The sequence below is a fragment of the Microcystis sp. M083S1 genome, from assembly GCF_020246405.1.
GTDB classification, from domain to species: domain Bacteria; phylum Cyanobacteriota; class Cyanobacteriia; order Cyanobacteriales; family Microcystaceae; genus Microcystis; species Microcystis aeruginosa_C.
The window spans coordinates 1-18,938 of record NZ_JADBTB010000119.1; the positions used below are offsets into that span (position 1 = coordinate 1).

At 39.3% G+C, this 18,938-nt stretch carries 13 protein-coding genes; 4 read left to right on the forward strand and 9 right to left on the reverse strand.

Annotated elements, in window-relative coordinates:
• The first annotated feature begins 292 nt into the window (after window positions 1–292).
• The 3 genes from rpmF (at window position 293) to IM450_RS12365 (ending at window position 1,833) form a co-directional block, all read left to right on the forward strand.
• The gene (gene rpmF / locus IM450_RS12355) at window positions 293–475 is read left to right on the forward strand and encodes a 50S ribosomal protein L32 (RefSeq protein WP_287670115.1); all 183 of its coding nucleotides are present in this window, start codon (window positions 293–295) and stop codon (window positions 473–475) included.
• An 88-nt stretch (window positions 476–563) separates the two neighbouring features.
• Entirely contained in the window at window positions 564–1,163 is a 600-nt protein-coding gene (locus tag IM450_RS12360) for a sulfite oxidase-like oxidoreductase (RefSeq protein ID WP_046661054.1), read from the forward strand.
• A gap of 196 nt (window positions 1,164–1,359) precedes the next feature.
• The gene (locus IM450_RS12365) at window positions 1,360–1,833 is read left to right on the forward strand and encodes a hypothetical protein (protein WP_287670136.1); all 474 of its coding nucleotides are present in this window, start codon (window positions 1,360–1,362) and stop codon (window positions 1,831–1,833) included.
• A gap of 166 nt (window positions 1,834–1,999) precedes the next feature.
• Here IM450_RS12365 and IM450_RS12370 read toward each other — a convergent pair whose 3' ends face one another.
• The 4 genes from IM450_RS12370 to groL all read right to left on the reverse strand — a co-directional run bounded on the left by IM450_RS12370 (window position 2,000) and on the right by groL (window position 8,441).
• On the reverse strand, window positions 2,000–2,473 hold the full coding sequence (locus IM450_RS12370) for an ASCH domain-containing protein (RefSeq protein ID WP_002750544.1): 474 nt from the start codon (window positions 2,471–2,473) through the stop codon (window positions 2,000–2,002).
• 11 nt (window positions 2,474–2,484) lie between these two features.
• Window positions 2,485–4,620: a GNAT family N-acetyltransferase gene (locus tag IM450_RS12375; protein ID WP_287670139.1), complete on the reverse strand. Its 2,136-nt coding sequence runs from the start codon at window positions 4,618–4,620 to the stop codon at window positions 2,485–2,487.
• 67 nt (window positions 4,621–4,687) lie between these two features.
• Window positions 4,688–6,577, reverse strand: a complete 1,890-nt coding sequence (locus IM450_RS12380) for an ABC-F family ATP-binding cassette domain-containing protein (RefSeq protein ID WP_287670141.1) — start codon at window positions 6,575–6,577, stop codon at window positions 4,688–4,690.
• A 190-nt stretch (window positions 6,578–6,767) separates the two neighbouring features.
• Window positions 6,768–8,441 carry a chaperonin GroEL gene (gene groL, locus IM450_RS12385; protein WP_002759846.1) on the reverse strand — a complete coding sequence of 558 codons (1,674 nt, stop codon included), beginning with the start codon at window positions 8,439–8,441 and terminating at the stop codon, window positions 6,768–6,770.
• A 241-nt stretch (window positions 8,442–8,682) separates the two neighbouring features.
• On the opposite strand from groL, the gene IM450_RS12390 reads away from it, so the two are divergent.
• Entirely contained in the window at window positions 8,683–10,440 is a 1,758-nt protein-coding gene (locus tag IM450_RS12390; protein WP_287670143.1) for an ATP-dependent nuclease, read from the forward strand.
• Window positions 10,441–10,449: 9 nt separating this feature from the next.
• Here the strand turns inward: IM450_RS12390 and IM450_RS12395 are convergent, their stop codons facing one another.
• The 5 genes from IM450_RS12395 to IM450_RS12415 all read right to left on the reverse strand — a co-directional run bounded on the left by IM450_RS12395 (window position 10,450) and on the right by IM450_RS12415 (window position 18,678).
• Window positions 10,450–12,471 carry a potassium channel family protein gene (locus tag IM450_RS12395; protein WP_287670145.1) on the reverse strand — a complete coding sequence of 674 codons (2,022 nt, stop codon included), beginning with the start codon at window positions 12,469–12,471 and terminating at the stop codon, window positions 10,450–10,452.
• 306 nt (window positions 12,472–12,777) lie between these two features.
• Window positions 12,778–13,203 (reverse strand): hypothetical protein, encoded by a 426-nt coding sequence (locus IM450_RS12400; RefSeq protein WP_287670147.1) that lies wholly within the window; start codon window positions 13,201–13,203, stop codon window positions 12,778–12,780.
• A complete protein-coding gene (locus tag IM450_RS12405) occupies window positions 13,203–14,477 on the reverse strand; it encodes an AAA family ATPase (protein ID WP_287670149.1) in 1,275 nt (424 codons plus the stop codon). Before IM450_RS12405 ends, IM450_RS12400 begins: the two co-directional genes overlap by 1 nt.
• Window positions 14,478–14,702: 225 nt before the next feature.
• Complete coding sequence (locus IM450_RS12410) at window positions 14,703–15,542, reverse strand: SWIM zinc finger family protein (protein WP_002802709.1); 840 nt, start codon at window positions 15,540–15,542, stop codon at window positions 14,703–14,705.
• Window positions 15,543–15,555: 13 nt separating this feature from the next.
• Window positions 15,556–18,678, reverse strand: coding sequence for a DEAD/DEAH box helicase (locus IM450_RS12415; RefSeq protein ID WP_287670152.1), 3,123 nt, complete (start codon window positions 18,676–18,678; stop codon window positions 15,556–15,558).
• Between the last annotated feature and the right edge of the window lie 260 nt (window positions 18,679–18,938).

An 18,938-nucleotide genomic window follows, 5' to 3' on the forward strand; every position in this document is an offset into this window, starting at 1 on the left:
ACCCATTTTCAGGTGGTCAACTACCTAATTTTCAGAGAAAAAGTAACTGAATTTTTCCCCGATCACTCCAATGGTCGGCACTTTTTGGGGGGAAAAAAGTCTAAAAACCTTATTCAACAAGGTTTTTAGATTTATTCAGCAGAACCTAAATAGGTAGGCCAATGATAATTATTAAGTTTTATCAATATTTTGGGCAGTAGTGAGCAAGGGAATCAGACAAGTTGGCGAGCCGATTAGGGAAATAGGGAGTAGAATAGAAAGGTTGTGAGTCTATAACTATCGTTAAAATACTATGGCTTGTCCCAAGAAGAAAACCTCAAATGCCAAGCGCGACCAACGGAGAGCGCATTGGAGAAAGCAAGCGGCTCGGGAAGCGCAAAAAGCCTTATCTTTGGGTAAATCTGTCCTTTCTGGTCGTTCTAACAGCTTTGTCTATCCCACTAAAGAGGAAGAAGAAGGGGGAGACAAGGAATAACTTGATGGTGGGGAGTGAGGTAGAGAAAACCTTTTCGCTCCCTAATATTTTAAGATTTGTTTAGGGTTTTCGTTGTGAGTCTCAACTAATGTTAGGCAAATTCTTTAAAAAACCAGAATCTCCCGATCAAGACCGAGTTCCTCCGGGCCAATATCTCGCTAGTGGTTTTCCTGTGCTTACCTACGGAGATACTCCCCAAATCAAGACCGAGGAATGGTTATTCAAGGTTTGGGGAAAGGTGGCCACGACTAAAATTTTTAACTGGTCGGATTTTATGGCCCTACCGCAGTCGGAATTTACTAAGGATTTTCACTGTGTCACCCGTTGGTCAAAATTAGATGTGACTTGGACGGGAATTAAGGTATCGGATTTTATGGCCTTAATTGACCTGTTGCCGGAAGCTACCCACGTCATGCAACACTGTTATGGTGGTTATACCACTAACCTCACCCTAGAGGAATTCCTGCACGAGGATAATTTTTTCGCTTTTCAACTGTTTGGTCAACCTTTAACCCCCGACCACGGTGGTCCGCTGCGCTTAGTTGTCCCCCATCTCTACGCTTGGAAAAGTTCTAAATGGATTAATGGCTTAGAATTTCTCGATCGAGAGCAATTGGGTTTCTGGGAACTTAATGGCTACCATCGACGAGGTGATCCCTGGTTAGAGGAACGTTATGGCGGTTTTTGACGAGCTTTGTCTTAAAATCGGGTAATATCAGCAAACAGAAGTTACCCCCCCACAAAAGATCATTCGGGTTTCCTTTTCTTGTACCCATGTAATTGAAGTTTTCTTAAGGTTTATGGGGATAGAAAGAGTCCCTTATAAAAATTCCCCCGAAGACTGGTTGTAGTCATTGATCACTGATAACTGAAATAACCGACTAATGAAAAAGATGATATTGACTTTACTAGCTTTGCTTTTAGTTGCTAACATGAATAGCCAAGGGGTTTTAGCAGTGACGATCGATTTTCAATGGTTGGGAAATCAGGGTTATATAGCTAAAGGTTCTTTTAGTTATGATGAAAAAACGGCCCCGACTATCTTTTCAGAAAAAGGTTCGGGAAAGATGCAAGTTTTAGAAGATTTTCAGGTATCTTTTTATGATAAGAGTGGTCAGGAGATCGCTAGATACGATAATGTCAGAGAGGGAATTTCCTCAGCTAATTATTTTCAGTTTAATTTTAATACAAAAACCGGTCAAGTTTTTGGCTCGATCGATCTAGGGGGTGAAGGGATGGGGGAAATCTATCTTCAAGGGGTGGTTAAGGATAATTTGGCACTCTTGCGGGTGGAGTCGGTAGATATGGTCATGGATGAGGATGATTCACCGGAAATTATTGTTCAATCTTGGCATTGATTAGGATACATAATTGATACTTTTGGTAAAATTTACTAACTATAAAACCAATCATGTAAGAAACTATCAGTATAGACCTCGTTTCCACACAGAAACCAGAAGAGCCAATAAATTTCCGCAGTAACAAATATTGTCTAATGATCTGACCAGCTTATTGAAAAGTAATTTAATATCTTATAATTGTATCTAGGGATTTTTTAGAAGATGAAGCAATGGGAATTTTAAAAAAAATTTCAATTTCATCTGGTCGTAAATAGCGACAGCTTTGTGGAACTCTAAAATTTACAATTTGTGATCTTAACTCTTCAAGCTTTATAGGTGCCGAGAAGGTTATAATTTCCTTCAATACCAAGCAATGTCCTGATGAAATACCGTCATAATAGTTCATAAATTCCTCATAAGATATACATCCTTCTTTCCCTTTTAATTTCCATAAATTTTCTACTGTATCATTAATGATCTCATCAATAATAAATTTTCCTACTAAGGCTTTTTGTGGAGATGAAGAATATATAAAAACTTGATCTCCCTTTTTGATAGATGAGTACATTGATCGGCGAAATTCTGCCGTTTTTTCTCCTTTTAATATTTTCTCAACGTATTTGGGTTTAATCGACATTAGAATAGTTTTATGTAACATAGAATGTTCTCTTAATTTAAAATTTGCATACCCTTATTATACAATGTTTCAAATTCTGATCTAGAAATTTTATAAGGAGAGGGAAATGTGACTTTGTTATTGAGTATTTGCTGAATACTCTGTAGAGGGATTGGTGATTTAAGCAATTCTGTATAGCTAAAACGAATGGCCATGATTGTATTATCAGTATTATTTTTGGCAATTTTTAAAATTTGCTCAAAATCGTAGACTCCTAACCGCCTAAATTGACGATATAATTCTTTGGGGGTTCCAATAATAATTTCATCGATTTTGGAACAAGCTCTTAAACTTTGAGTACCTATATACTTTGGATCATCACTAATATACCAGAGAACACGACTAGGAGCAGATAATCCACCAGAGTTACGAACAGAACGATAGTAAACGGCTTCACAATTAAACGCTAAATCTTTTCTTGCTCCAAATATTGTTTGATTAGCTAATTCCGAATCAAATAAGTCTACCGCCCATTTAGCTTGAATTGGAATAATAAAACTAGGAATCTCTGCATCAACGATTTTACAAGGATGAAACAATCGTTCAATATAAGTTGCCGTATTCCTATCATTTATAGAACTATCTTGTAAAATCTCTATAGGTTTGGATAAAATATTTGTATTAAAAATTGATTCTGAGTTTAACCCATTTAACTTTTTAGTTAATTGTAGAGTTGTTCCTGAAAAAACTAAGTGATGTTTTATCCATTCTTCCCCATCTTGAACAAATAGAGTATCTTGAATAGATTGAATAATATCTTTGTCAAGGTACTGATCAGTAATTCTTGTTGATAATCTTTCTTTGTTGGATGCTTCTAAAATAAATATTGAGAGCAAATGTAATATAATTGCTTTTCTCATTTTACCAATATTATTATTGACACGAAGCAAAGGAATTGTTAATTGATTTTTTTCTGACCAATCATACACAAATAGTGCTATATAATTATAATTACTACTTAATTGTTTGTTATTAGCATGATCTAAGACAACAAAACAATTAAACTCATTTGGACTGGCCAGAAATCCTTGTAAATAATTTTTAAACTCATTTTTTTTCTCCCTTTGTCCTGACATTAGAAATTGTTCCAATAACTGCTTTTGTTCTCCTTCTTTTATCAGTCGTTTTTCTATAGTAGTTCCTGCGAGGCGTACAGGTTGATATTCAGATGTTCTCAATAAGTTATCTAGTTTTATAATTAAGTCTGTAGGACATAAAATTTGAATTGAAAACTTATCATAAAGTATAGATTCTAGCTCAAGTAACTTTGTATCTCGTGTAACGAAAATCTCTGACTCAGAAGCAATAGCTCTTGCCAATTGTCTTAAATCAGATTTATCCTGATCTGTTTGTGGTGTAGAACAGATTTTAAGAAGTTCTAAATGCACTGGGTCAAATTCTGAATGAGAGCAAGAAACTTTGCAAAATTTACTGGCGTATTCTTGAGCTTTACGTCTACAATTATCATCTTTCTTGCGATTGATTTCATTATTAATTTCTTCAGTTAAAAATATTTCAATTTCTTCCTGTAGCCAATCTGAAAGCAAATAATTAGATTCTTGACATTCGCTATCATAATAGGGATCTGTCATGAAGTCAAAGAAAATATTGGCATCAATAACAACTTGAATCTTAGACTTGTTTTTTTCCTCGATTAGCTCTTTGATTAATGGAGGGATTGTATGCTCTAAATCCCAAGTTGTCAATAAATGTCCTTCTGCACTTTTTCCGGGTTTTTCCGATTTGGCAATAAATCCAAAACTTGACCACATTGAACTCAAGTTATAATCCATGCGACAATCAAAAACAATTCCATAAAGTTGCTGTTTTTGGGTTTTGTCAATCAGGTGTTCAACTAATTGTCTGGCAACACCTTTTCTTCTAAAATTTTCATCAGTACATAAATGTATTATATGTGCTTTGTTAGTCTTTTGCTTAATTCTATACATTAAATATCCAACACATTTTTGGTCTAGACTAATGGCCGCTAAGATATGTCCTTTATCTGCATGATCTATAAATCCACCTTCAGGCATAAAACCCAAAGTCTTAGAGTTTTTACGACCCAACTCTTGTATTTTTTTTAAATATGTTGATCCATTTTCAATTGCAATAATTTCAACTTTCATAAAGAAATATAAAATTAAAATGTTGATTATTTATGAGTTGACTAAATTACTATATAAACATAGTAATTTAGCCTAATTTTTCTGCTAATTCTAACCAGCGATCGGTTAAAGTATCAATTTTTTGACTCAATTGAGCTAATTCTTCGGTCAGCGCGGTTATTTTGGTAAAATCTTCTAGGGGTTCTCCATAAAGTACCTGTTCAATTTCGGCTTTTTTTGCTTCTAAAATTGGTATTTGTTTTTCGATGTCTTCGTATTCTTTTTTCTCTTTAAAAGAGATTTTCTTATTGACGGGTGACGGAGAAGCTTTAACAGTTTTTGGGGTGACTTTTTTTTCTTTTGGTTCCTCCTCCTCTTTTTTCTGATCGAGATAAAGGGAATAATTACCCGGATATTGACGGATATTACCCCCGGTTTCAAAGGAAAAAATAGTATCAACTACTCGATCGAGAAAATAGCGATCATGGGAAACAACAATCACACAACCGTTAAAGTCCTCTAAATATTCTTCTAAAATTGCTAAAGTCTGCACATCGAGATCATTGGTGGGTTCATCTAGGATTAAAACATTAGGCGCACTCATCAAAACTCGTAGTAAAAATAAGCGTCTTCTTTCCCCTCCAGAAAGTTTATAAATTGGTGCATACTGTTGATCGGGAGGAAAGAGAAATTTTTCTAACATCTGGGAAGCGGTAATCACGCTGCCGTCTAGGATTTTGACTAATTCGGCCACACTTTTCAGATATTCGATTACTCTTTGATTTTCGTTGATATTGAGATCATCGGATTGTTGATCGAAGTAACCAATATGAATAGTGGAACCGATGTCAACTGTGCCTGAATCGGGGAGAATTTTCCCGGTAATAATATCCATGAGAGTAGATTTTCCTACCCCATTACTGCCAATAATACCGATGCGATCTTCGGGGGTAAAAATATAGGTAAAATCTTTAATTAAAGTGCGATCTCCGTAAGCTTTCGAGATTTTTTCTACTTCAATAACTTTTTTGCCGATGCGTCTTCCTGCGGTGGCAATATCGACTTTTCCCTCCACCTGTTTAAATTCCTTATTACCCATTGCTTGAATGCGATCGATCCGCGCTTTTTGTTTGGTACTGCGTGCTTTTGGTCCCCGGGATAACCATTCTAATTCCCGTCGCAAAACTCCCGCGTGTTTGCGTTGACTACTGGCGATCGATTCTTCCGCTAAGGCTTTTTTTTCTAGATAATAGGCATAATTACCGGCATAAGTAGATAAATCTCCCCGATCGATTTCAATGATGCGATTAGTCACTCGATCGAGAAAATAGCGATCGTGAGTAATTAATAATAATCCTCCCCGAAAACGGGACAAATAACTCTGTAACCACTCCACGGAAAGCGCGTCTAAATGGTTTGTGGGTTCATCCATCAATAAACAGTCAGGATCGGCTAAAAGTGCGGTAGCGATGGCGATTCTTTTGCGATATCCCCCCGATAAATCTCCCACGCGAGCATTAAAATTATCGATACCCAGTTTACTTAAAATAACTTTAGCATTGGTTTCTAAATCCCAGGCGGCAAGTTTATCAATTTGTTGCGAAACCCTTGACAAACGTTCCATAATAGTATCCAGATTTTCTGGCTCATGGACAAGGCGATCGGACAATTCCTCGTATTCCTTGATTAAAGTCATGCTTTCGCCACTATCGGCGAAAACCTGCTCTAAAACCGTTTTATCATTGTCTAGATCGGGTTGCTGGGGTAAATAGACGATTTTCATCCCCGAATTGATTTGAATTTCGCCACCATCGATCGCTTCTAAACCGGCGATCATTTTCAATAGGGTCGATTTTCCCGATCCATTCGTACCGATCAGGCCGACTTTATCGCGATCATCGAGGCTAAAACTGGCATCTTTGAGAATTTCCTTGATACCGAAGTCTTTTTTGAGCGATCGAACCGTCAGCAGTGTCATGATTTCTGGGAATAATCCTTCTTTTCTAGTGTAGTGTCTGGACTAATGCAAAGGATAGATTAAGCAGGTTCTGCTGAAAAAGTTTTTCCCGAGGAAAAAAAACCTGTCCCTAATGCCGACGATAACCAGAAAAGGGACAGATTGGCTCAATTGCATGAGATTATTTTCAAGGGCCAGACGGCATCAGGAATTACATCATACCCATGCCGCCCATGCCACCCATGCCACCCATGCCGCCCATGCCGCCCATGCCGCCCATATCGGGGGCTGCGGCTTCTTTAACGGGTTTTTCGACCACGAGGGCTTCGGTCGTTAGGACCATACCGGCGATGGAAGCGGCGTTTTGAACGGCTGACCGTACCACTTTAGCCGGATCGATAATTCCGGCGGCGATTAAGTCTTCGTACTTGCCGGTGAGGACATTGTAACCGACGCTAAAAGCGGTTTCGCGCACACCTTCCACGATCACATCCCCTTCCACACCGGCGTTATTAGCTAACTGACGCAGGGGTGCTTCTAGGGCTTTGGCGACGATATCGGCGGCGACTTTTTCCTCATCGTTAGTCAAAGAAGCTTTGAAAGCCTTCACCTTAGAAGCCAGATGAATCAAGGTTGTACCACCGCCCGGGACGATACCTTCTTCCACGGCGGCTTTGGTGGCATTGAGGGCATCTTCGATGCGGAGTTTGCGATCCTTGAGTTCGGTTTCTGTGGCTGCCCCGACCTTAATGACGGCCACACCGCCGGCTAATTTAGCGATGCGTTCCTGTAATTTTTCCTTATCGAATTCAGAATCGGTTTCTTCTAACTGTTTTTTCAGTTGGGCGAGACGTTTCTGCACATCGGCCTTATTGCGGCTGTCTCCGGAGGCGACAATAATTGTATTGTCTTTCTCTAGGGTGATTTTTGCCGCTTGCCCTAGCAGATCGAGGCTAACGGTGTCAAGACTTAAGCCCACTTCTTCGGAAATCAGACGACCGCCGGTGAGGATGGCGATATCTTGTAAAACCGCCTTGCGACGTTCCCCAAAACTGGGGGCCTTGATGGCGACGACATTTAAGACTCCCCGGGCCTTGTTGACCACTAGAGTGGCTAAGGCTTCGCCGTCCACATCTTCGGCGATAATTAATAGGGGACGACCTTGACGGGCAACGGCTTCGAGGACGGGGACTAATTCAGCGATCGCACTGATTTTTTTATCGGTAATCAGGATCAGAGGGTTGTCGTACTCGACGATCTGTCTTTCTTGATCGGTGATGAAATAGGGAGAGATATAACCGCGATCGATCTGCATCCCTTCCACTACTTCTAATTCCGTGGTTAGGGATTTCGATTCTTCCACGGTGATTACGCCATCGGTGGTGACTTTTTCCATGGCGGTGGCGATCATTTGTCCCACTTCTTCATCGTTGCCGGAAGAAACGGTGGCCACTTGAGCGATCGCATCTCCCGCGATCGGTTTAGCGACGGCGGCGATTTCTTCCACCAGATAGGCGATGGTTTTGTCCAGTCCGCGTCTTAAAGCGACGGGATTGGCCCCGGCGGTAACGTTTTTCAGACCTTCTTTAATTAAAGCCTGGGCGATGATGGTGGCGGTAGTGGTGCCATCTCCCGCTAAATCTTTGGTTTTTGCCGCTACTTCCTGAATTAATCTCGCCCCGGTGTTTTCGAGGGGATCGGACAATTCGATTTCTTTGGCCACGGTGATGCCGTCATTAACGATCTGGGGGGCGCCGTATTTCTTTTCTAACAAGACATTGCGTCCTTTCGGACCGAGGGTGATTTTTACCGCATCGGCCAAGGCGTTGACACCTCTTTCTAGGGCGCGACGGGATTCATCTTTAAAGGCAATGATTTTGGACATGGTATCGCTGTTGTGATAGGACTCCTTATAGTTAATTTAGCACTCTTAGGGCTTGAGTGCTAATCCAGGCGATCGACTCCCCTCCGATCCCTGAACCGAAAAGCGCGATCGTTTTCGTTGCCCTAGCTGGAGAGATGAGTTAGTCCCGATCTATTTTTGTCCTTAAAAATGGGGTCTGGGAAAGTGAGCGATGTTAACTTGCATAATTTAAGATGAAGATGCCGACAGCCTAACCAGATCGATGATAACCAAGCTAACCCTGAGAAATTTCAAGAGTATCAAGGAACAAACCTACGAGTTTGCTCTCTTCGATCTCTTAGTTGGACGGAATAACAGTGGTAAAAGCACCATTTTACAGGCTTTAGCGATCTGGCAGTTCTGTATTGAGGAGTTCCGGCGGGCGGTGAAACGGAGCGGAACGACCGGCAAACAAGTTGTCCTTCCCAACTTTACAGCCCTTCCCGTTCCAGAATTTAATCTTTTGTGGCGAGAGAAGACCGAGCGCCACTATCCAAAAGTAGATGGTTCCAAAAAGCAAGAGTTTATTCTCATTGAAATTGATGTTACTTGGATAGCGGAATCTTCCGGGCCAGAACCATGCTCTTTGGGGGTTAAACTACGATATGGTTCTCCTCAAACTATCTACGCAATTCCTTCGGAAGGATGGGAACATTTCCGTGAATTAGAAGGAGAGTCAAATCACTCCCCTTCTCTTTTACCTATTATTGCTTACGTTCCGCCCTTTTCGGGATTAGAACCCAATGAAGAATGGCGTGATGACGGACCGCTGCGAAAACAAGTGGGAAAAGCGCAGCCCGGAAGTATATTAAGAAATTTACTGCTGCGAGTTTGGCAAGAAAATCGAAAGGATTGGAGTGAAATTCAAAAGGTTGTCAAAAACTGGTTTAACGTTGATTTAAAAGACCCTCAATACGAACGAGGAGTGGACACCCAAATAATCTGCGAATATAAACAGGGGGGCAAATCCTATGACATTATATCTGCTGGCAGCGGTTTCCATCAAACTTTAACCTTGTTGGCATTTTTTTATGGTTATAAACCTACTACTATCTTACTGGATGAACCCGATGCTCATCTTCATGTTAACTTGCAAAGAGAGATTCTAGATTATTTTAAGAATCAAAAGGCGATCGAGAGAAATACTCAATTTCTTATTGCCACCCACGCAGAAGAGTTTATTAGAGGGGTTGACGTTCGGCAAATTATCTCATTACTTGATAGAATTCCTAAAAGAGTGGAAGCTACACCAGCGATTTTAACAGCGATGGCCGATGTTTCTAACTTAGAGATAACACAGCTTTCGGAATTTAATTATCCCGTTATTTTGTATGTTGAAGGAGAAACAGATGAGCGTCTTTTACGAGGTTTTGCCACTTCTTTAGGAAGGCAGGATAAATTGAATCAGGTTTGTTGTCGGGTTATGGGAGGCGGCAATAAGAAGAAAATGAAAGAAGATTCTGATCGTCATTTTAACGGGATTAAACAAATAATTCCATCGGCGAAAAGGTTGGTCTTGTTTGATTATGATGATGACGATCAGGCCTTCCACCCAGAAGCAAATGATCCGAAGCAATCATTATATGAATGGCGACGAAAAAATATTGAGAATTATTTATTAGTTCCCGATGCTTGGATTAGAGCAGCTCAACAAACCGGCGGTTTTAACGACCAAGATATTTTTTTCTCTCCAGTTCAAAAAATAATTAGGGAGTTTTTTGATAACGAAAATCTTACCCTGCCTCGAAATCAATCTTGGAGAGATGTCAAGGCAAATATTTTTCAAGTTGTGGATGGGAAAAAGCTATTGTTTGAAAATAAGGACTCTCTTTTTCAAAGGCTTAAATCTCATCAACCTGTTTTAGAATCTGTTCCATCTTTAGAATTGACCCGCGAAATCGTCGCCACTAACATGAAATCTGATGAAATTCATGAAGATGTTCATCAATTCTTCGCTAAGTTGGATCAACTTCTGAGTTAAGCAAAATTGTTATTTTTGACCTGTAATTGGAATGGCCAAGGCTTGAACTTGAATTTTTTTCAACTCGGAAACTAATCGAATTGCCTGCTGTTCGTAGAGGGGAGCGCCCAGGGTTGCCGGCAAATTTTCCATGAGATCGCTGGCGGTTTTCAGGGGACAATTAGAAAAACGACTGATCACGGTGGGCGCTTCCGCGGCAATATTGCGGTTAAAGGCTTTTTCCACCCGCACGCGCCAAGTTTTGGGAGTGCGACGACCCTGTTCCACCCGTCGCAGTCCGTTGATGGTGGCCAGCACCACAATGCGATCGCCGATGCGTAAATTGAGATAATCTTCGGGCATTAATTTCGGGGTTTCCCGTTCTCGTTGGTGTAGGATCGGCACGACTCGATAACCGTAGGCAATATCCCCGATCGAGCTACCATTGAGAGTATCTTCAGCTTCGATCTCGTATTCCGTCACCAGAATCGTTTTTTGCGCCCAACGGAACAGATAGATGATATTTTCTCCGAAAGCGGCCCCCGTAAAGGCTTCTGCCGCTACGGTGTTGGTTCCTAAAATGTGAGAGCGGGGCAGAATTTGACTTAATTGTTGACTAAGGTTGTCGTCGGTGGTGCGGATGACTAAGTAGCTTTGGGGATTGAGTTTGCGGGTGGTTAGGGCTACTTCTAAATTGAGGATTTCGTCATCGGTAACAATCGCTATACTTTTAGCCCTATCTAAATTGACATTTTTTAAAGATTCTTCGATATTTCCCGTCATCAGGGGCATTTTTGGCAGGATAGTCGCATCAAAATCCCTATTTAAGCTGACCCCGACGATCGCCTGTTGCATTTCTAGTAATAAATTAGCCACTTCTTTGCCGACTCGACCTAAGCCCACAATAACGATATGATTCTGTTGGGGAACTGGGGGACGGTTAGGGATAAATTGAAATCTTGATGATAATAAAGTTTCTGTCAAAATGGCGTAGAGAACCCCGATAAAAGCGGTTCCAGCTAAGGTTAAAAAGAGACTAAATAGCTGCATCCACCAGGGAACCGCATTTAAATCTTCGGGGTTAGAGGCACCGAAAACATCACCGTAACCACCTAATAAAAGAATCGCTGTTCCTGAAAGAGAGGAAATAAAGGAAGCTCTCGGGGCGTAGAGATGGAAAAGAAAAGTCCCGATAATTACTAGGAGGATAATGATAAATACTGACAGGAAAGCCACCCGGTGAATTTGCTGCTGAAAACTCAATTGCCAGAATTGTTGTATTTCTTTGAGCAATTTTTGCCAAAAATCCCGCAACTTCTGGCGAGAATTTGACGGTTTCTGGCGGACAGCATCGATGTTTTGGTAGGTAGTTTCGATGGTGGTAATGGTATCACCTGCCCCGATAGTGGTGGTGGGGGACCATTGATAAAATCCGGCCCTTAAAGGTTCATCGGGGGCTGTGTGTGCTAACAGACGACGGGTGGGGGTATTTAAATCACCTAAAAAGCGATCGAGTAAACCATCTTCGGGGCTAATTTGTCTCTGGATAATCCGCAATTTCTGACCGTCGAGATGCAAAAAACCGAGGGTTTCTGTGCCTAATGTGGCTAAAGCAAAGGCATTGGCGGGTAGTTGGGTGGGTTCATAGGCGATAAAATTGCCTAAACGTTCCTTGAGTAGCTGATTGAGATTATCTTTAGAAGAACGCACCACTAAGCGAGTAAGGGGATTTAATTGCCGAATAATTAGGGCAGTGGTGGCATTAATTCGCTCATCACTGGTGACAATTAAAGCGGCCCGACAGCGATCGATTCCCGCTCTTGCTAAAATGTTTTTTTGACGACAATCACCGATAATTATTTCCTCTAATAAATCGGGAAAATCATTAATTTCCCAACTGGGAGGCTGTATTAGTTCGATACCGACGACGCTAACCCCAAACTCTTTTAAAGACTTGACGCAGTGTTGTCCGAGACTACCCAATCCACAAACTAAAAAGCGATCGGCTAACTTGACATTCCCAGGGACAAAGCTGAGAGATTCTTGGTTCATAGATTCTGCTTGTCTTAAAAAATAGAATGCTTTTTCAGACTTCTGATCCCCCCTGCCCCCCTTGATAAGGGGGGTGCCGATTTCCCCTTAATCTAGCCTTAATTTTTTCTTAATAAGAAGGGTGTCTGACAATTTTTAACACCCACCTAATTATAACATACCAGCATTTTTATTGCGTACTCGTTGATACATTTCTTCCATATTTAATTGGAAAGCAACGAAGTAATAAACTCCAGCAATATATTTACAGGGATTTTGTCAATCGGGACAGGAATAATTAGTTCAGCTTTTTTCTGAGGGAAAAACCTAAATAGTGATTTCAGCTTTCATCGACCTGACTTTTAAACTAACTTCGGGATGAGCTTGTTTTAATCTCGCTTGATAAACCTGAACATTGGTTCCAGCTTTTGGTACTCTAGAAGCGACAATATAGCATTCTTTTTTAGATTTTTTATGTCTTTCTTGTAAGTAAGAATGATTTAGAGTTGACAATAATTGATCATAAGCTTGTTCAATATTTTTACCCTTGAGTTCAATATAAAGAGCCAAGCTACAGGGATCATCAATTTCTAAAAGCCAGTCGCATCTTTTCCCCTCGATGATTAAACAATTATCTATTTTTATCTTAGTAACTAATTTCTGACTATTATTGTTGACGATGAATTCTTTCCCATTTTCTTTAACTTTGACTATTTTATTATTATTGCATTCAGAACAGTGACTAATATCCATTATTGTTGAGCCTTTCTTTCTAAAATTTCTTCAAACTCTTGACTAAGTTCATCGGAGACAGCATCGAGGTTATTGATACCAATCAAGTTCACCTCTGTATCTAAGATACTTTGAGTTTGTCCGTTGCTAATTGTGTAGGCTGACACATCTTGAAATTGAATAGTATTTTTATAACCTAAAGATTTTTGTGCTTTGACAGGCTCAACGTTAGCTGCCATGATTTTATTATTCAAAGCTGTGAGAATGTAGGGACTATGGGTAGTGAGAAAGAAACGACAATTTTTATTAGCATAAAGCAAGGTAAATAGTTCTACCATATCTCTTTGAGCGGAGGGAAAAAGATGGGTTTCAGGTTCCTCAATAAAAAATTGGTTGGATTCGGAATCAGGAAAAAACGAGAAAACTAAGAGAATTAATAACATTGGTAAAGCTTCTTGCTGTCCGCTTGAAGCATCAATTAAGTTAATCTTTCTCCCATCGGCATGAAAAAGCCAATCTTGATCTTTCACGCGCGCATAGCTGCCTGATAGAATCTTTTCGCTAATTAATTTAATTTGATTATAAAGTTTTTTATCATCTTTTTTATCTTGGAATAAACTTTCTGATTCATTAATTATTCTGTATAGGCGTTGAGCATTTTCATAATTAGAGCCAAAGTTGATAATCAGAGGATCAAGATCAAAATTATTGGCCAAAAAGGCAAAAATATTATTGGTAAAGTATTTAACAAACAGAGTGCGACTAGCTGGTACAAATAAAATCTTTGTAGAAAAATTTTTTTCATTGCCTTGAAAAAAATCAGCAATATTTTTGACCACACAATCATTCATATCTGAATAAATATCTTGAGTGACTATATTGTTATTGCTTTTGGCAATTTTACTCACTTGTCTAATTGTTGTATTGTAAAACTTTTTAAAATCATCTGAATAGGTAAATTGTAGTTTAAAATAGCCAGATTTGTCCTTATATCTTTCAATCAAAAAGTTCATGTCATCCAAACGATAAACTATTTTAAATACTTGTTCTTTCCATGCGTATTTAGGAAATAATTCCTCAAATCGCTTCTGTAGGTGCCTTTTGAGTCCTTGCTGATCTTGAAGATTAGTGACTAATAATTTAACTTGATAAAACAAAAATGTCTGAAATAAAAAAACTAATTTAGCAATAATACTTTTACCAGTGGACTGTTCACCGATGATAACATTAATTTTTTTTATCTCTATTTCCGCATACTTAATAATCAGAAAATTTTCAATAATTAAGGATTCCATTGTATCTCTCTTATGTCCAGTCTCATAACAATACTAACAGGTTAGGGGTAGATTTTCAATTACTGTCAGTTGTTGACCTGTTTATTCTAATCTACCCTCCTATGGATAGATACCTAAGTCAAAAAGTCAGCAATTTAGCTACAGCGTTTCTGATCCAGATAAAGTGTAACCTAATTTGACATCGGGACTGACTGCTGACTCCCCAAAAGGAAAACTTATATTTTTTTAAAGTATCCCTGCATTTTTATTGCGTACCCGTTGATACATTTCTTCCATTACCTCGATAAAGGAGGTATCCTTATCCCAAAATGCAGGATAATCACCAGCTTTTTTAATGACAATTGCGGGAATAGTTGCGGATTTAACTAACTGAGGATTTTCTGGTAAACGGTGATGAGAGTGCCAAAATTCTTTGAGATCAATTGTTTCTGATGCCGGTATGGTTTCGGGTTTAGTGTGATAGGAAGTCCCGGGGTTAAGAGGAATTTTTTCCTCTTGGATGGAGGAGGAAAGCAACTTACCGAGAGGAGTTTTTGCTAACTCTTGCAGTAATTTTTGACGAGAGATACCCCGTAATTCAAATAAGAGGAAAGGATCCTGATCTAATTGGGAGGCAACGAGGTAATAAACTCCGGCAATATGTTTACAGGGATTTTCCCAATCGGGACAGGAACAATTGGTGATAAAATCCTTTTGATTGTGGGGTAATAAGTGGAGATTCAGATCGCTAAATGCTTCATCAATATTATCGGGAACTTCTTTGAGCAGCAGTTTAGAGATCATACTCGCTCTTGAACCAAGATTATATAAAGCTTGTGACCACTCTGCTTTAGTAATTGGTTTAATCTCGATACTCACCTTATACAAAGGTTCTTTGTAAACCCCAAAGTAGGGATTAATGGAACCTCGCACCTGAGCAGTAATTAAATTACCGTCAATTTTGTAATTCTTGACTTTATCATTTTTAGCGTAGGAACGTCCTCGACTCAAGCGTGCTGAGTCGGTAAATTCTTCTAATGCTTCTATAAAGCGTTGTCCCCACCAAGTTTTACTGAATTTATTCATAGGTTTGCCTCGATTAAATAATAGTCTGTTTATTCAATGCGATTAACTGACGAAAACTTTCGTTATCTAATTCCGTTAACCAGGATTCATCATTACTAACAATAGCATTTGCTACCTTTTTCTTTTCCTCGATCATTTCATCAATTCTTTCCTCTAAGGTTCCCAAAGTGACAAATTTATGCACGAAAACATTTTTTTGTTGACCAATTCTAAAAGCGCGATCGGTTGCTTGATTTTCCACCGCAGGATTCCACCAACGATCAAAATGAAAAACATGATTTGCTTTGGTTAAAGTAATCCCCACTCCCCCAGCTTTTAGGGATAAAATAAATACGGAAGGTTCTGTTTCGGGATGTTGAAATTCTTCGATCATTTGTTCTCGTTTTGGTTGAGAAGTCCCCCCGTGAAGATAATAGGTATTATAGCGAAAAGTTTGTTTGAGGTACTTTTGTAAGGAGTCACCGATTTCAGTAAATTGAGTGAAAATTAGCAGACTATCTCCCTCTAAAATTACTTCTTCTAGCATTTCTCCCAAACGCTCTAACTTATGCGATCGCTCAGGAGTAAAAGCACTGTTATCCTGTAAAAATTGACGCGGGTGATTACAAATTTGTTTCAAGCGCATCAGGGTAGATAAAATTAATCCTTTGCGTTTTATTCCCTCCGCTTCTTCTAATTGTTTTTCCACTTCTTTGATGACAACTTCGTAGAGAGAAGCTTGTTCTTTAGTTAAATTACAATACTGTTTGTGTTCCACTTTATCCGGTAAATCTTTAATTATCTGCTTATCGGTTTTTACCCGACGCAGAATAAAAGGTTCCACTAATTTTTTGAGAACCGTGGACTGGAGACGATCATTTTGTTTTTGGATTGGCACTTCAAAAGCTTTACGAAATTGAGTTTCTTTACCTAAATAACCGGGGTTAAGGAAGTTAAAAATTGACCATAAATCAAGCAGTCTATTTTCTACTGGAGTTCCCGTTAATGCGAGACGATGTTGTGCAGATAAACTCAAGATTGCTTTAGTTTGTGCCGATTTAGGATTTTTGATATTTTGTGCTTCATCAATTACCAAACGTTGCCAAGATTGCGAGTTAAATAATTTCAAATCCTTGCGAACTAAGGTAAAAGAAGTAATGACGATATCCTTGTGACTAGCTACTGTCTGAAATTCGCTCTCATCTTGATAGCGCTTACTACCATGGTGAATTAAAACCTGAAGATGGGGGGCAAATTTTTCAATTTCTTTTGCCCAATTTCCCACCACAGAAGTGGGTGCAACTAGCAGAGTTGGCAAAACCTTATTATCTCCCTCTCTTTCCCCAATCAATCTAGCAATTACCTGTAGGGTTTTTCCTAATCCCATATCGTCAGCAAGACAACCATTTAAACCCAATTGTTCCAGGTATTGAATCCAGGCAACTCCGCGCTTTTGGTACTCCCGCAGCGTTCCTTGTAATTGGGGAGGATTTTCGATCGGTTCTAATTGACTAGGATTTTGTAATTTCTCTAGCATAGAACTTAAAAAATCATCGGTTTCAACAATAATTTCCTCTGGGTATTCGGCAGCTTTTTTCATTAATTCAATCAGATTCATCTCAGGATTTTCCTGCTGATATTTCTGCCAAAAATCCAGCATTTGCTGCATTTTATTTTGTTCTAATTCTACCCATTGACCTCGAAATTTAACTAAGGGTGTTTTGGTGTTAATTAATTGTTGCCATTCCTCTTGGGTAATAGTTTCTTCACCGATGGCTAATTCATATTGGTATTCAATGATGTTTTCGAGGCTAAAAATCCCTTTACTAACGGGGGTAGATTTCCCAGATTTAGAAGTAGTTTTTAGCCGAACTTTGGCCCGTTGACGACCTTGGGGAGTCCACCAAGCGGGAATAATTACCTTATATCCCGCATCTTCTAAAATCCAAGCAGTTTCTTTTAAGAAAGTAAAAGCTTCTGTAAGGTTGAGATAAAATCCCGTCGGTTTATCCGTTTCTAATCCTTGCCAAATGGGGGGATAAATACGGGCAGCATAACCCAAACTTAGTAAAATATTTTTATCTAAATCTTGACCAAAATGCGCTTGTATGCTTGTTATAATTTCGGGGACTGCATACCAATATTCGTCTAATTCTAATCGCAGGGAGGGGTCTTGTTTAGAGATAAGGATAAAGGTAATTTGCCACTGTTCAATATTATCTTCTGGTGCTTCCGTTAGTTTAAAACCAAGGCTAAAACTAGATATATTTTGGTCTCCTAGTAATTGCTGTCTCCAAGTTTGCCACTGTTGATATTTTTCTAAGGCAGCGGCAGTTTGCAGAAATCCAGCAGCTTTAGTCACAGAGAGGCAGTCACCTATAATTGTCTCGCCAATTTTTTTGTCAAAACTGGCAGGAATTGCCGTATTAGTGACAATTTCATTGAGGAGACATTCGGAGAAGTGCCGCAGTAGGGTTTTGGGATCGTATAATTGTGGTGAAGCATGGGGATTTTCAGCACCAGCAAGACAAATGCGGGGAAGATATTCGAGATAGCGATCGAGATTGGGTTCGTAGGTTGCTGATATAATTTCCCAAAGAGGATAGATGGCAAAGTTAGCGTTTTTCTTGTTCTTTGTGGCTAATTCTCGATATTTAAAAGCAGGAATATAGTTATCTTTGAGAATTATTTCTTTAAAAGTTTGACTGTAGTGATACCAAAAAAGTATATCTGCACCTAACTGAATCTCTGAGGAGTTGTAAAGACAGATAAAGTGCAGATCATTGAGCAGTTTAAGTACAGGATTAAGGGGATAACAATCAATGTGCCAAGATTGCCATTGGCTATTTTCTGGGGGTTCTTTTTCTAGATAACGCAGTAATTCTAAGGAGGGTAAAGGTTGATTGTCGTGACTAGGTAAAAGAAAGTAGCGGGGGGCAAATTGCCGACTAAGAGGATTATAATTCGATTGAACTATTCCTAACTCTCCGGTGAGAAAGCTAGTTAATTCTTCTTTGCTTAACTGAAAAGGATGATAATTATCAGCAGTGGTGCGACTCTTTTTCGGGGTGCTAGTTTCTCCCCAAAGATAAAAGCTACCCTTCTGAATAAATTCATCCGTTGATTGAGGAATCCAAGTACCGTGAAGAATTTTCATCGTTTTTAATCAGTACAAAAGAACTTAAATGAGGGCAATACTTAGCCTCTAGAAAAATTGTAGCGATTATGGGAGAGTTCTCCACACTTTTTTGTCCCTTTGCGAACCCAGAAGTCCTCTGGACAAGAGAAAAAGGTTAATAGAGCTTCTAGGATAAAAAACCATTGAGAAGACGTGATCAATGGGTTTTTTGAGCTTAAAGCTTATCCCTATATGGGTTTAAAGCTATTTTTGTTCTAGGTTTTGTTGAGGTTCCACTA

Coding starts and splice junctions, on each gene's coding strand:
- rpmF (WP_287670115.1), top strand. CDS start 293: ATGGCTTGTCCCAAGAAGAAAACCTCAAATGCCAAGCGCGACCAACGG.
- IM450_RS12360 (WP_046661054.1), top strand. CDS start 564: ATGTTAGGCAAATTCTTTAAAAAACCAGAATCTCCCGATCAAGACCGA.
- IM450_RS12365 (WP_287670136.1), top strand. CDS start 1,360: ATGAAAAAGATGATATTGACTTTACTAGCTTTGCTTTTAGTTGCTAAC.
- IM450_RS12370 (WP_002750544.1), bottom strand. CDS start 2,473: ATGTTACATAAAACTATTCTAATGTCGATTAAACCCAAATACGTTGAG.
- IM450_RS12375 (WP_287670139.1), bottom strand. CDS start 4,620: ATGAAAGTTGAAATTATTGCAATTGAAAATGGATCAACATATTTAAAA.
- IM450_RS12380 (WP_287670141.1), bottom strand. CDS start 6,577: ATGACACTGCTGACGGTTCGATCGCTCAAAAAAGACTTCGGTATCAAG.
- groL (WP_002759846.1), bottom strand. CDS start 8,441: ATGTCCAAAATCATTGCCTTTAAAGATGAATCCCGTCGCGCCCTAGAA.
- IM450_RS12390 (WP_287670143.1), top strand. CDS start 8,683: ATGATAACCAAGCTAACCCTGAGAAATTTCAAGAGTATCAAGGAACAA.
- IM450_RS12395 (WP_287670145.1), bottom strand. CDS start 12,471: ATGAACCAAGAATCTCTCAGCTTTGTCCCTGGGAATGTCAAGTTAGCC.
- IM450_RS12400 (WP_287670147.1), bottom strand. CDS start 13,203: ATGGATATTAGTCACTGTTCTGAATGCAATAATAATAAAATAGTCAAA.
- IM450_RS12405 (WP_287670149.1), bottom strand. CDS start 14,477: ATGGAATCCTTAATTATTGAAAATTTTCTGATTATTAAGTATGCGGAA.
- IM450_RS12410 (WP_002802709.1), bottom strand. CDS start 15,542: ATGAATAAATTCAGTAAAACTTGGTGGGGACAACGCTTTATAGAAGCA.
- IM450_RS12415 (WP_287670152.1), bottom strand. CDS start 18,678: ATGAAAATTCTTCACGGTACTTGGATTCCTCAATCAACGGATGAATTT.